This window comes from Pannus brasiliensis CCIBt3594 (assembly GCF_036688125.1).
GTDB classification, from domain to species: domain Bacteria; phylum Cyanobacteriota; class Cyanobacteriia; order Cyanobacteriales; family Microcystaceae; genus Pannus; species Pannus brasiliensis.
Genome location: NZ_JBAFSM010000011.1, coordinates 83,537 through 96,474 on the forward strand (window position 1 = coordinate 83,537; position 12,938 = coordinate 96,474).

Sequence of the window (12,938 nt, forward strand, 5' to 3'; positions counted from 1 at the left end):
TAAATTCTTCTGAAGGCATATCCCGATATTCTCCGTAAATGATTGGACGATGGTTTTCGGCTAGTACGGCCCTTGTTCGCTACTACATTTCTAGGTAGTGAAAAGATAGCCATTCGGAACAATCTGAATTTTACAGATAGCGAAAAGTGGGGTGCTTAGAACGCTCTCACTTTGAAAACTCTTATCTAGAAAGAGTTTCAACGATTGATTGTCCTAATCATCTTTACCTTTGCTATATGACTTCTGTAGAAAAGGTTAGCACATTTTTAGGCGATCGCCGATCGCCTTACAGAATTTCTACAGAATCCGCCCCCCGCTAGAAAAAGCGGTAGTTAATCGAGAAGAAAATATTCTGCTGGGTGATCGCTCCCCCGTTAGGAGATCTAAGCTCGAAGAGGGGAATCCCCCAATCGAAACGGGCGGAGAAATTATTCCCCATCCGATATTGCAGTCCCAAACCTACAGCCAGTAGGGTATTGGTATCGGGAGTGGGAATCGGATTACCCGACGCGTTCCAACCGACCCCGAAATCGACAAAAGGAACCAATTGTAAAACACCTTTATCCTTATCCAAACGGAGGATCGGCAAACGCGTCTCCACCGAGGCGAAAAACGCGTTATCGGTGAGGAGCGCGTAGGGGGAATAACCCCGGACACTATACAGTCCCCCTAAACCGTATTGTTCCAGGGAAAGGAGCGGTCGATCGGCTAACTGGAGATCGAAACGGAACACGAATAGCGTATCGGGGGCCAACTGTCGCGCGTACTGTCCCTGAGCCAGCCAGGTGAAAAACTGACTATCGGGGGCCTTTTCGTTAATCGTGGCGTTGAAGAGATCTACACCGATGCTGAACTGCGATCGCAGGGCGAGAACATCCTGCTGTCCCCGCTCCGTCCATTCCTGAATCAAGCGCAGGGCCGAAACCCCGGTACGCCCCCGATCGCTCGCCCCCGGAGATAGGGGAAACCCTTCTCCCAGTAACCGGTTATAGCTCTCCTCGTTGGTTAGGGTCGCGCCTAAAGCTACCTCCCGCGTCGGGGACTGTAGGATCGGTTGGCGGATATTGACCTCGTAATAATCCGCGTCCCCCTCGATATCGAGTCGATCGAACGGTTCCTCGATCACCTTGGTAAAATTCCATTGGGCCGACAGGGAAATCGTGCCGTTATAGGGGTTGATCGGCACGGTGTAGCCCGCGGAAACGGCGTTACTACCGTCGGTATTGGCGTAGCGAATATTCAATCGATCGCCCAATCCCGTCACATTCCCCTGATTAAGCTCGATTCCCCGCTCGAAATTGCCGATACTCGACACCCGGTTATTATCGGCGAAAGCTTCTAGATAGAACGTGTCCGCTTCCTTCACCCGAACCGTCAGAATACTCGATTCCGGGCTGGTTCCCGCCGATAACTCCGCCGATATGGTCTCGATCAGGGGATCGAGTTGGAGTAATTGTAGGGCTTCGAGTAACCGATCCCGATCGAGCGGTCGGGTGGTGGCCAGCGCCAGACGACTCCGCACGTAGCCCGGATTCAGCCGTCCATCCACCGTTACCGCGATTTCCTCGACCCCTCCCTCGATCACGCGGATTTTCACGACCGCGCCCTGTCTCCGAAAGGTTTGTCCCGCGGGAATGACCGCGCCGGAATTGATATAGCCCGCGTCGGTGTACAGTTTGGTAACGGCGGCCTCGGCTTGAAGCAGTTCGGAGAAAGCGATCGGACGGCCGGTAAACGGCGCGGTCACTTCCTGTAATTGCCGGTTACTGAACGCGGTATTGCCCTCGAACTCGAAGCGAGTCACCGTGATACTCCCCGGTACGTCCGGTGTTTCCGGCGCGGGAAACGACGGGGAAGGCAATTCTAAGGGCGCTTCCGGGGCCGGTCGCGGCAGGGGAACCGGTTCCGGAGTCTGGGGGGGTAACGGGAAACGGGGAACGATTCCGGGGCGAACCTGCGCCGAGATCTTCCCCCCGCAGAGGGATAAACACATCTCGATCGCTAACAAAAGCTTTACGGAGCGGGCGATACACCTACTGTCAACCAACGATCTTCTAGACATCCCTCACCTGACTTTTCCTGTTTTTTTCCCTAAATCATACCCCCATTCTCGGAATTTTCCAGCCCCGTTCGTTACTGAAAATACTCGATGGGAAGAAAAGAAACGCGGAATGTTAACTTTCCTCGCGTCGGGAGGGAACGGTATCGATCGCTACATCGCGATTTTTTTCCCCGACCGTAAGCTAAGGATCGTCGGCCCGTTGGCTCGGGAGATGGGGAGATGGGGAAATGGGGAAAGGGAGACGAATGAACCCCGAATCCGAATTCCTAGACGGAATTTCGAGTTACAGTAGGGGGGAACGGGGGGAATTCAATTCGTACCGCATGAGATCAATGATCATTCGCGAGGCAAAAGAAGCCGATTTACCGTCCATTGTCGAGATTTATAACGCCGCCGTCCCCACGAGACAGGCAACCGCCGATCTCAAGCCGATTTCTGTCGATAGTCGCCGAGAATGGTTCAAACAGCACGATCCAGAACAGTACCCGATCTGGGTGGTGGCGATCGAGGGAAGGGTGGTCGGTTGGTTGAGTTTGCAGATGTTCTACGGTCGCGCGGCCTATCGGAAAACCGCGGAAGTGAGTTTATATATCGCCCCCGACTATCAAGCGCGCGGCCTCGGCAAGCTGTTGGTGGAACACGCGATCGATCGCTGTCCGAAACTTCAGATTACCACCTTGATCTGTATCATTTTCGCCCACAATCAACCGAGTATCCGATTATTCGAGAAATTCGGCTTCCAGAAATGGGGCTATCTTCCCCGGATCGCCGAATTAGACGAAATTCAAGCCGACGTAGCGATTTTAGGCAAACATTTGTAGGTAGGAGTCAGGAGTCAGGAGGCAGGAGTTAGGAAGTGCGGGTAAAGGGTAAAGGTGAAGGGATGAAAAGTAGCCTTTTCCCTTTCCCCTTTTCCCGCAAAACTCCCCCATTTCCCGATCTCCCCACTCTCTCAACTATCTAAAAACTCCTCCTCGATCGAACCGTCCTCGCGAACCCAGGCCAGACCGCGGATTCCCCGATCGCGCGCCCGGTCGCGGATCTCGTCGGGGGAACCTCCCCCCAGATCGATCGCCACGCGGGAATTCGTTTCCCGATCCCGGAAAATTTGCGCCTTGACAAAAACAGCGTTTCGTGCTAGTTCCGTCACGGGGATCACCAACCAATCGATCGCCGGGGCTTGTTCGGGTAAAGTGGTTCCCGAGAGTAAACTCTCGTGGAGATCTTCGATATTGAGCGAGAAACCGATACCGGGGGCGGATTCTCCCCGCGGGTGGTACACGCCGAGCAATCGATCGTAGCGTCCTCCCTGCCCTAAAACCCGCGGTCGTCCGTCTCCAGAACTGACGGCTTTAAAAACGATTCCCGTGTAGTAATCGAACGTCTGCACGAGACTGAGATCGAGAACGAGGGGAAAGGGTCGGGAACGGGATTTTTCCAGCAGTTCCATCAGGGATTCGAGGTTAGCGATCGCCGTTCGATCGCTCTCTTCGCGGGCTAGGGGGGCGACTTTCGCGAGAACTTCCGCCGGTTTCCCGCGCAGGTGAAACAGTAGTAATGCTCGCTGTCGGAGTTCCTCGTCGGGATAGGGGAGGTTTTCTAGCGTGACCCGATCGAGTAGGGCTAGACAATGACGGACCCGCTCTCGAAGCGGTTCGGGAAAAGGAGATAACAGCGAGCGCGTCAATCCCGCCTCGCCGAGAATCATCTGCCAATTTTCCAGACCGAGAGTATCGAAACAATCCGCCAGTAGGAGTAAAATCTCGGCATCGGCTAATAAACCGCCCGCGAAGAGTAATTCTACCCCCGCCTGGTAAAATTCCATCGGACGGCCGTGATAACCGGCGGGAGGACGGCGGAACACGTTGGCGCGATAACAGATCCGTTGGGGGTAGGATCGATCGCTCATCCGGGTAACGGCCGCGCGGGCGATCGAGGCGGTTAACTCCGGCCGCAGTCCGAGCGCCCCGGAGCCGGTATTCTGGAGTTGGATCACGGTCGCGGGATCGATCGTTCCCCCGGCGACTAGCGTATCCAACCATTCGATCGTCGGGGAAACCACGCGCTGATAGCCCCAACCTTGAAACACCTGTTGCAAGCGATCGTTAATCCAGCCTTTTTGCGTGACTTCGAGCGGTAATAAGTCCCTGGCGCCCGCCGGGGGTTGATGGATCATAAAGGTTCCGTCCTGAAAATCGGTCGATTCGGCGCGCGTGTCGGTCGGCCCGATCGAGCGAGTCCCGCTTTTCGGGGAATTCTCTCGCCTCCGGCCGCGCCACTTTCGCCCCGGACACTTTTTAACTTTATAATCAAACGACCCTCTAGAGATCCGTCCCCCGATCGAGCGTTAACAACAGGGTGTAGGGTGTAGGGTGTAGGGTGTAGGAGGTAAGGAAGACAGTAGACCTCGAAGCGCGATTCGTTTTCGAGGGGCTAAAAACTTCAAAAATCAAGATCGTACAAGATAAATAGAATTTTTCTAAACTTTTACCATAAAATTCCTTTATTCTTCCACCTGACTCCCGATTCCCGAGCCGAACGACAATTTTTGAATTTCACGCGGATGTCTATGATAAATGTACCCGATCGCTCCCCGCTCGATAACGTGCGGATTATCCTCGTCGAACCCGCGGGGCCGTTGAACGTGGGGTCGGTGGCGCGGGTAATGCGGAATATGGGCTTAAAAACACTGATTATCGTGAACCCGCAGTGCGATCCGCTTTCGGACGATGCCAGAAAAATGGCCGTTCACGGGATCGAGGTTTTAGAAAATCACCGGCGGGTAGAAAGCCTCGCGGACGCGTTGGAGGGATGCCATCGAGCGATCGCCACCACCTCGAAACCGCGCCACCTGAACACCCCCTTAGAAACGCCCCGCGTCGCGCTTCCCTGGCTGATCGATCGAACCCTACAGACCGCCCTGATTTTCGGGCCGGAAGATCGCGGCCTCAGTAACGCCGAACTGAACCACGCGCAACGCTTCGTCGGCATTCCCGCGAACCCGGAATATCCCTCCCTCAATCTCGCCCAATCCGTCGCCGTCTGCTGTTACGAACTCTATCAGAGCGTCGCGACAGAAACCCTAGAAACCGCGCCCGAAATCGATCCGCCCGCCCCCATAGACCAACTAGAGGGGTACTTTCGCCATTTAGAAAGCGTTTTGCTGAAAATCGGCTATCTTTACCCCCATACCGCCACCGCGAGAATGGAAAAATTCCGTCACTTCTACCATCGCGCCCGGCCCACCCGCGAGGAGTTAGCTCTCCTGCGGGGTATCATCGGGCATATCGAGAGTATCTGGCAACTTTTTCCGCCCCCGGAGAGTCTCAAGGGCAGGAAAAAAACACCACCGAACGATCGATAGTACATTTTGCTCTATCCGAGGATAGCCGTGACCCGTACCGTCCCCCCCCGCACCCCGAAAGCCCGCCGCGACCGTAAACCCGCCAACGCGGTCGTCCCGACCGATCCCAAACGCCGTCCGCAACGAAAACAGCGTAAACCGAACCCGATCGCCACATCTTTCCTTCTTTTACTCCGTTTCGCGATTTTAGGGGTCGGTTTCGGAGCGATCGCCGGAACCCTCTTAACCGTGATCGATCCCGACAAAATCCCCTTCCCCAAATTCCAGTCCGCCGTCACCCCCGCGACCCCGCTACCGGTGGCGGGACGACCCGTGGCGGAACGACCGGCCGCCCCGCGACCGGCGACCCTCGCTTTCCAACAGGAGCAAGCCGCCCTGACGAAGAAATTGCAAGATCTAACGGCGAAATCTCCTAAATTACAGGCCGCCGCTTTATTTATCGACCTCGATAACGGTTCTTATTCCAGTTTACAGGGCGATTCTCTCTACCCCGCCGCCAGTACCATTAAAGTCCCGGTTCTCGTCGCCTTTTTCGAGGACGTGGACGCGGGCAAAATCCATCTCGATGAACCCCTCGTCGCTTCTAAGGATGTTTTGGCGAGCGGTTCGGGCGATATGCAGTATTTAGGGGAAAACAAGACCTACACCGCCCTGGAAACCGCCACCAAGATGATTATTATCAGCGACAATACCGCCACGAATATGCTGATCAAGCGTCTGGGAGGCAAGGAAGTTCTCAATCAACGTTTTAAAGCGTGGGGATTAACCCACACCGCCATCAATAACGCTCTACCCGATTTAGAGGGTACGAATACCACCTCCCCGAAAGATCTGGTGACGATTTTAGGCCGCGTGAGTCAGGGGGAATTGATTAGCTTGAAATCGCGCGATCGGATGTTGAGCATCATGCGAGAAACGCGGACACGGACTCTCTTACCTCCGGGGCTAGAGAAAGGCGCGGAAATCGCCCATAAAACCGGGGATATCGGTACGGTATTGGGAGACGCGGGGATTATCGATATGCCCAACGGGAAACGCTATCTCGGCGCGGTCATGGTGAAGCGTCCCCATAACGATCCGGCCGCGCGTACCCTGATCCAACAGATATCCCGTACCGCCTACCAACATTTCAAATCGTATCAAACCAAACCCGCCCCCCCGAAACCGAATCCCCCCGCGGCGAAAACCCAACCCAGCCCGACTCCTAGCCCCCAGAAAAGCCCGGAAAGAAAACCGTAAAACCGTAGGGTGGATTAGCGAAGCGTAATCCACCTGACCGAAGCGTAATCCACCTGACTGGGCGATCGCCGGCGCGACCCTTTTTCAAGCGCTCTTGACAACGATCGGAATCCGTTCGATTCGGGATTCGGATACCTCGATCGTATCCCGATCGATTAGCCCCTCTAAACTGTAGCCATTTTCACCGTCGGGGGACATCGGATAAGATTCGACGATCGTACCGATCGCGCCTTTTCTCAAGCCGTATTCCGGAATATCTTCGGTCAAAGCCACTCTCGTAAATACAGGAAATTTCATCTTTTCCTCCTAATCGGGAAACAACGTCAGACGAGGCAGGAGGCAGGAATCGGGAGGCTAGTATTTCCCCCGACCCCGAGACTCCCCGGCTCTCTTCTCGGGCCATCGGTACGGTTATCCACATCGGGAAGTCGGGCGATCGCTCCCGTCTCGATCGCCCCGCGGCGGTAGACAATAAGAGAGTCAGAATAGCCAAGCTCTCAATCTAAGCGTATGACGGTACTGGAAAAAGGCAACATCACGATTCATACCGAGAATATCTTCCCGATCATCAAAAAATCGCTCTACACCGACCACGAGATCTTTCTGCGGGAACTGATCTCCAATAGCGTCGATGCCATCTCCAAGCTGAAAATGGCCTCCCTCGCGGGGGAAGTGTCGGGGGAAGTCCCGGAACCGGAAATCACGATCGAGATCGACAAGGACAAACGTACCCTATCGATCGCCGACAACGGCATCGGTATGACGGTCGAGGAAGTCAAAAAATACATCAACCAAGTGGCCTTTTCTAGTGCCGAAGAATTCATCACCAAATATCAAAAAACCGCCAACGACCTGATCGGTCACTTCGGACTCGGTTTCTACTCCGCGTTCATGGTGGCCAAAAAAGTCGATATCGATACCCTCTCTTACAAAGAAGGAGCGACCCCCGTACATTGGTCGTGCGACGGTTCCCCGGAATTTGAACTCACCGACTCCTCTCGAACCGGCATCGGTACCACCGTCACCCTCACTCTCCAGGACGAGGAAGGGGAATATCTCGAAGAAGCGCGAATCCGGCAATTAGTCAAGACCTATTCCGATTTCATGACCGTCCCCATCAAACTCAACGGGGAAGTCATCAACAAACAGCGCGCCCTCTGGAAAGAATCGCCGCAAAACCTCACCAAAGAGGATTATCTAGAGTTTTACCGTTATCTGTACCCGTTTCAAGAAGAACCTCTGTTATGGGTACATTTAAATACCGATTATCCTTTTTTACTGAACGGGATACTCTACTTCCCGAAACTGCGTCCCGATGTGGACGTGTCTAAGGGGTCGATTAAACTATTCTGTAATCAGGTTTTCGTCAGCGATCACTGCGAGGAAATTATTCCCGATTTCCTGATGCCCTTGCGCGGGGTGATCGACAGTCCGGATATTCCCCTGAACGTGTCCCGGAGCGCGCTGACCAACGATCGCACGGTACGCCGCATCGCCGATTTTATCGCCAAAAAGATCGCCGATCGCTTGAAATCTCTCTACAACGAGGACGCGAAAGAATACATCCGTTGTTGGGAGGACGTGGGAACGTTCGTCAAATTCGGTTCCCTCAAAGAGGATAAATTCAAACAACAGGTAGAGGATATTTTAATCTACCGTACCACCTACAAACCCCAAGCGGACGCGCCGAACGTGGAGGTACAAACCGAGGGTGATGAAGTGTGGCAAGAGGTGGGAAGCGCGAAAACTCCCCTAGAGGCGATCGAACAGGAAGGCTACACCACTCTAAAAGCCTATCTGGAGCGCAATAAAGAACGCCACGAGAACCGCGTTTTCTACTGCACCGATCCCAACACCCAAGCGACCTACGTTAGCCTCTACAAAAATCAGGGGTTAGAAGTTCTCTTCTTCGATTCCTTTATCGACACGAATTACTTTATTCCCTTCCTCGAACGGGAATATTCCGACGTGAAATTCACCCGCGTCGATTCGGAACTGGATCGAACCCTACTCGAACAGGATAAACCCACCGAGATCGTCGATCCGACCACCAATAAAACCAAGAGCGAATTAATCAAAGAGATCTTTGAAAAAGCGCTCGACAATCCGAAGATTAACATCAAAACCGAGGCGCTGAAATCCGACGATCCGCAAGGGACTCCCCCCGCGATGGTATTGCTCCCGGAAGCCGCTCGACGGATGCAGGAAATGCTGGCGATGATGCAACAGCAAACGGTCGGTTTCCCCGAGGAACATATTTTGATGATCAATACCGGTCATCCCTTAGTCCAGCAGATCGCGCAGATCTCTCAGGGAAGTATCGTCACCGGTAGCGGGGAATCTCCCTCGTCGGAACTGGCGAAAATGCTCTGTCGGCACGTCTACGATCTGGCACTGATCGCGCGGAAAGGATTCGACGCGGAGGGGATGAAATCGTTCGTCGAGCGATCGAACCGCGTCTTAACGAAATTGACGGAAAAAATCTAATCCGTTTACCGCTTTGGCTGTTTCGATAAGGAATAGGATGTGTGAAGAACGCGTCCTATTTTTTTTGGCGGGGCGCTCTATTTGAACGAGATTTCTAGGGAAGAGCTAGAAAATCTCACTTCGAGTTAACCGGAACGCGAGGATCTCGATTCCGATCGATCCCGAACCGAGGTTAAATAGTAGGGGCGCTTCGACCGAAGCCCCCCTACTCGCGCGTTAAACGCTGAACGCTGACAGCTACAAGCTTCCTTTCTCTCCCCGAAAAAGACTGTTTTCTAGAGGGAACTCGCGTCGAGGCTTTGGGCTTCTCCGGGGGTGAGGGGGAGATGGAGGCCGCATTCTTGTTTTAAGCCCTTGAAACGGGTGTCGCGCTCGTTGGTATCGTCCGCGGTTAACGGACGACTGGAATGCCAATCGCCGACGGAAACGTAACCGAGGTCGAAATAGGGATGGTAGGGGAGATCGTGCGCGGTGAGGTACTCGTATATGGTTTTGGCGTTCCAGTCAAGTATCGGTAATACTTTGTAACGATCGCCCTGTCGATCGAGCGGGCGTAAATTCTTGCGGTGGTCGGTTTGGTCGCGACGTAATCCGGCTAACCAGGCGGTGGCGTTTAACTCCCGGAGCGCGCGTTGCATGGGTTCCACCTTGCGGATCTTATCGTAGCGATCGAGCGATTCCACGTCATCCTGCGCCCAGAGTCTGCCGTAGAGGGCTTCCATCCGCGCGGGACTGAGGGACGATTGATAGACTTTCAGGTTTAAATCGAGACGTTCGGTTAATTCTTGGGCGAATTGATAGGTTTCCGCGGGGAGATATCCCGTATCGACCCAAATCACCGGTATATCGGGAATAACGCGGGTGACGAGGTGTAACATGACCGCCGCTTGAATGCCGAAACTGGTACTCATCACCAATCCCTCGCCGAAGGTTCCCGCGGCCCAGTGAATAATCTCCTCGGAACTGGCGGATTGAAGATGCCGGTTTTCCGCTTCGAGATCGAGGTCTAGGAAGGCGCGGAAATGTTTTTCGGAAACCGGAACGGGAGGATTTTCTAGGGTGCTTCGGTGGGAGTTCATCGGGCTTAAAGGGGGCATTCTGGCTATCGTTACGGATCGGGAGAATGATACGAGAACCGGCGATCGATGGGGTCACGATTCGCGCGCGAACTCTCATTATAGGGCGATCGGTTACTCTCCCGCTATGGTATCGTCCCGTCGCTTTTTCCCCACGATAGGCGGTATCGGGCGATCGAAACCGCGAGAAAAGTTACGGATTCCCGCTCGAACGTCAAGCTTTATTTTAAATTTAGAAACTTGTCCAACGCGTTGACCATCTCCGGCGGCCACCGGCGAACACTTTTCACCCAGTCGAGATCCTGATAGCGATTATCCATCCCCACGGCGGCCACCCAATTACTCTCGGCTTCCCCCTGTTGTCCCCGCGTCCATAACACGGCGGTTAAGGCCGCTCTCATGTCGGGAAACATGGGATATTTTCGGGCGATATTCCGCATTTTTTGCAAGGCTTCTTCTTTTTGTCCCAACTCGTACAGGGAAAGCGCCACGTTCGCCCGCGCCCAGGCGAAATCGGGGGCGAGTTCCACCGCTTTGGTATAATCCGCGAGGGCGGCTTCCCAATCGCCGAGACCGCCTTCGGCGTTGGCCCGGTTATTATAGGCCATCGCGTCGCCGGGATCGAGTTCGAGAACTTTATTGTAGTCGGCGATCGCCTCTTGATATTTTCCCTGTCCCTCGAAGGCGGTTCCCCGGTTCAGGTAGGGATCGGTCGCGTTCGGCGCGAGTTCGATCGCCCGGTTGAAATCCCCGATGGCGGCCTCGAAATGACTCTGGCTGACGCGCGCGTTACCCCGATTACTCCAGACGGCGGGATTGGTGGGAAATTGTTCGATTAATCGCGTCCAGTAACTTTCCGCGGTCGCGTAGTCGCCTTTTTTCGTGGCTTCTAACGCTTTCACGGCGATCGCTTCCCCCTGTTGTAGTTGTTCCTCGGTAAAGGTGGGGGTGTCCGCGCGGACGGGGACGGGCAGGGCTAAAAATACCAGTAAACTCAATACGCAAGCGATAATCCAACGCATAACCCGTTCGTTTTTTCGATTTTATTATTCCTTACTGTACTGTTTTTATCGGTTGTCGTGTGGGGAAGAGAACGGTCTAAAAGCTCGATAATTCGCATTTGTCGCCAGAAAAGACTTATTTACTACCCGAATCTTGAAGATAGGCGCGATAGCCGATTTTCTCTAGGGTTGACTGTTTTTCTAAAACGGACTCGGTAAGCGATCGACGGTAGGCGATGACTTTTTCCAACAGATCCGGATTACCGGCCGCGAGAATCTGTACGGCGAGAAGTCCGGCGTTTTTGGCGTTACCGATCGCCACCGTAGCGACGGGAATTCCCGCGGGCATCTGGACGATCGAGTAAAGGGAATCGACTCCCTGTAGGGTTCGGGTAAGGACGGGAACCCCGATGACGGGTAACGGGGTGAGGGAGGCTACCATCCCCGGCAGATGGGCCGCGCCCCCCGCGCCGGCGATAATCACCTGAATCCCTCTCTCGTGGGCGGTTTTGGCGTACTCGAACATTCGATCGGGGGTTCGATGCGCGGAGACGATCGCGACCTCGTGGGAAATCTGGAAATCTTCGAGGACGGCGATCGCGTCTTTCATCGTCGGCAGATCGGAATCACTGCCCATTATTACCCCGACTCGCGGGGAATCATTCATATTCATCATCGGGCCTCTTCGTAAAATTCAAAATTTATCGCGTAGGGTGGGAGGCAGGAGTCAGGAGTCAGGAGGCAGGAGGCAGGAGGCAGGAGGCAGGAGGCAGGAGGCGATAATACTGTAATTCCATCTCCCCATCTCCCTATCTCCCTATCTACCCATCTTCCTAACATTGAATCGAGGGCAGATAAGCCCCGGAAGGCGCGGTAAACTCACCGTAGGACATATACGAGAGAACCCGAGTCGTCCGGTGTCCGGCCGCTAACGCGCTTCGGTAAAGGTGCGGATTACTCAAGGGGCAGATACAGACCGCGAGTTCGCGGGGAACGTGACGACCGGAGTGGGCGATTAACGCGAGTAAATCCTCGTTGGTTTCCGCGCTGGCGTGTCCGAATAGGCTAGAGATAAGATAACCGACTATTCGCCCGTTTTTTTCCCGCGCGAAGCCTGGGATTCCCGCGACGAGGAGTTGTTTCGCGTCGTTCGATCGAGAGAATCCATAGGTTCGCGAACTCAGATCCTCGATCGCCCCGATATCCTCCCCGGTGAGTGGACGGATCGAGGGATCGTCATCTATCGCGGGAGTGATTTCTAATGACGCGGCGGAGTCCCGCCACGCGAAACCGACGGAGGTGTACAGGGAGAGAGAGGTGGTGTTTAAGGCTTCTTGGAATAAACGGATCTGGCGGATCTCGCGTTTTTTCGCCTCCTCGACGACCCATCGCATCAGCGCGCGACCGATGCCGCGGGACTGCACCTTCGGATCGACGGTAATCGGCCCGACACCGGCGACGAAATCGCTATGAAGTAGGAAATTCGAGCCGATCGCGCGGCCTTCGAGAGTAGCCATAACGCCCGTATAGTCGGGACGGGTGGCGACCATCGAGAGAATTCCCATCGCGGTCTCGACATCCGGGATACCGCGCTCGACAGCGTGGCGATCGTGCAGGGCCGCGAACGCGTCGTGACAGATCCGGGCGAGTTCGGGAATGCGATCGGGGTGCGGGGGGATAAGTTCGAGCGACATCGGGCGATCGGGTGT

General features: G+C 54.6%; 11 protein-coding genes. 4 read left to right on the plus strand and 7 right to left on the minus strand.

Going from position 1 to position 12,938, the window contains the following annotated elements:
* Positions 1 to 316: 316 nt before the first annotated feature.
* Entirely contained in the window at positions 317 to 2,062 is a 1,746-nt protein-coding gene (locus V0288_RS07445) for a ShlB/FhaC/HecB family hemolysin secretion/activation protein (protein WP_332864426.1), read from the minus strand.
* Between the two features lie 332 nt (positions 2,063 to 2,394).
* On the opposite strand from V0288_RS07445, the gene V0288_RS07450 reads away from it, so the two are divergent.
* Positions 2,395 to 2,883, plus strand: coding sequence for a GNAT family N-acetyltransferase (locus tag V0288_RS07450; RefSeq protein ID WP_422661928.1), 489 nt, complete (start codon positions 2,395 to 2,397; stop codon positions 2,881 to 2,883).
* A gap of 131 nt (positions 2,884 to 3,014) precedes the next feature.
* Here the strand turns inward: V0288_RS07450 and V0288_RS07455 are convergent, their stop codons facing one another.
* Positions 3,015 to 4,238, minus strand: coding sequence for an ATP phosphoribosyltransferase regulatory subunit (locus tag V0288_RS07455; protein ID WP_332864428.1), 1,224 nt, complete (start codon positions 4,236 to 4,238; stop codon positions 3,015 to 3,017).
* Positions 4,239 to 4,631: 393 nt separating this feature from the next.
* Here V0288_RS07455 and V0288_RS07460 point away from each other — a divergent pair, with 393 nt between their 5' ends.
* Both V0288_RS07460 and V0288_RS07465 read left to right on the plus strand, forming a co-directional pair.
* The gene (locus V0288_RS07460) at positions 4,632 to 5,426 is read left to right on the plus strand and encodes an RNA methyltransferase (RefSeq protein ID WP_332864430.1); all 795 of its coding nucleotides are present in this window, start codon (positions 4,632 to 4,634) and stop codon (positions 5,424 to 5,426) included.
* Positions 5,427 to 5,453: 27 nt separating this feature from the next.
* The gene (locus tag V0288_RS07465) at positions 5,454 to 6,665 is read left to right on the plus strand and encodes a serine hydrolase (protein ID WP_332864431.1); all 1,212 of its coding nucleotides are present in this window, start codon (positions 5,454 to 5,456) and stop codon (positions 6,663 to 6,665) included.
* 84 nt (positions 6,666 to 6,749) lie between these two features.
* Here V0288_RS07465 and V0288_RS07470 read toward each other — a convergent pair whose 3' ends face one another.
* A complete protein-coding gene (locus V0288_RS07470; RefSeq protein WP_332864432.1) occupies positions 6,750 to 6,962 on the minus strand; it encodes a DUF4926 domain-containing protein in 213 nt (70 codons plus the stop codon).
* Positions 6,963 to 7,175: 213 nt separating this feature from the next.
* On the opposite strand from V0288_RS07470, the gene htpG reads away from it, so the two are divergent.
* Positions 7,176 to 9,152: a molecular chaperone HtpG gene (gene htpG, locus V0288_RS07475; protein ID WP_332864433.1), complete on the plus strand. Its 1,977-nt coding sequence runs from the start codon at positions 7,176 to 7,178 to the stop codon at positions 9,150 to 9,152.
* Positions 9,153 to 9,427: 275 nt separating this feature from the next.
* On the opposite strand, the gene cysH is transcribed toward htpG, so the two are convergent.
* The 4 genes from cysH to V0288_RS07495 form a co-directional block, all read right to left on the minus strand.
* On the minus strand, positions 9,428 to 10,249 hold the full coding sequence (cysH, locus tag V0288_RS07480; protein ID WP_332864434.1) for a phosphoadenosine phosphosulfate reductase: 822 nt from the start codon (positions 10,247 to 10,249) through the stop codon (positions 9,428 to 9,430).
* Positions 10,250 to 10,449: 200 nt separating this feature from the next.
* Entirely contained in the window at positions 10,450 to 11,250 is an 801-nt protein-coding gene (locus V0288_RS07485; protein WP_332864435.1) for a tetratricopeptide repeat protein, read from the minus strand.
* 115 nt (positions 11,251 to 11,365) lie between these two features.
* Positions 11,366 to 11,896 (minus strand): 5-(carboxyamino)imidazole ribonucleotide mutase, encoded by a 531-nt coding sequence (purE, locus tag V0288_RS07490; protein ID WP_332864481.1) that lies wholly within the window; start codon positions 11,894 to 11,896, stop codon positions 11,366 to 11,368.
* 166 nt (positions 11,897 to 12,062) lie between these two features.
* The gene (locus tag V0288_RS07495; RefSeq protein WP_332864436.1) at positions 12,063 to 12,923 is read right to left on the minus strand and encodes a GNAT family N-acetyltransferase; all 861 of its coding nucleotides are present in this window, start codon (positions 12,921 to 12,923) and stop codon (positions 12,063 to 12,065) included.
* Positions 12,924 to 12,938 lie beyond the last annotated feature (15 nt).

Excerpts from the sequence above, each read along its gene's own strand:
- V0288_RS07445 (WP_332864426.1), bottom strand. The coding sequence starts at position 2,062 with ATGTCTAGAAGATCGTTGGTTGACAGTAGGTGTATCGCCCGCTCCGTA.
- V0288_RS07450 (WP_422661928.1), top strand. The coding sequence starts at position 2,395 with ATGATCATTCGCGAGGCAAAAGAAGCCGATTTACCGTCCATTGTCGAG.
- V0288_RS07455 (WP_332864428.1), bottom strand. The coding sequence starts at position 4,238 with ATGATCCATCAACCCCCGGCGGGCGCCAGGGACTTATTACCGCTCGAA.
- V0288_RS07460 (WP_332864430.1), top strand. The coding sequence starts at position 4,632 with ATGATAAATGTACCCGATCGCTCCCCGCTCGATAACGTGCGGATTATC.
- V0288_RS07470 (WP_332864432.1), bottom strand. The coding sequence starts at position 6,962 with ATGAAATTTCCTGTATTTACGAGAGTGGCTTTGACCGAAGATATTCCG.
- htpG (WP_332864433.1), top strand. The coding sequence starts at position 7,176 with ATGACGGTACTGGAAAAAGGCAACATCACGATTCATACCGAGAATATC.
- cysH (WP_332864434.1), bottom strand. The coding sequence starts at position 10,249 with ATGCCCCCTTTAAGCCCGATGAACTCCCACCGAAGCACCCTAGAAAAT.
- V0288_RS07485 (WP_332864435.1), bottom strand. The coding sequence starts at position 11,250 with ATGCGTTGGATTATCGCTTGCGTATTGAGTTTACTGGTATTTTTAGCC.
- purE (WP_332864481.1), bottom strand. The coding sequence starts at position 11,896 with ATGAATGATTCCCCGCGAGTCGGGGTAATAATGGGCAGTGATTCCGAT.
- V0288_RS07495 (WP_332864436.1), bottom strand. The coding sequence starts at position 12,923 with ATGTCGCTCGAACTTATCCCCCCGCACCCCGATCGCATTCCCGAACTC.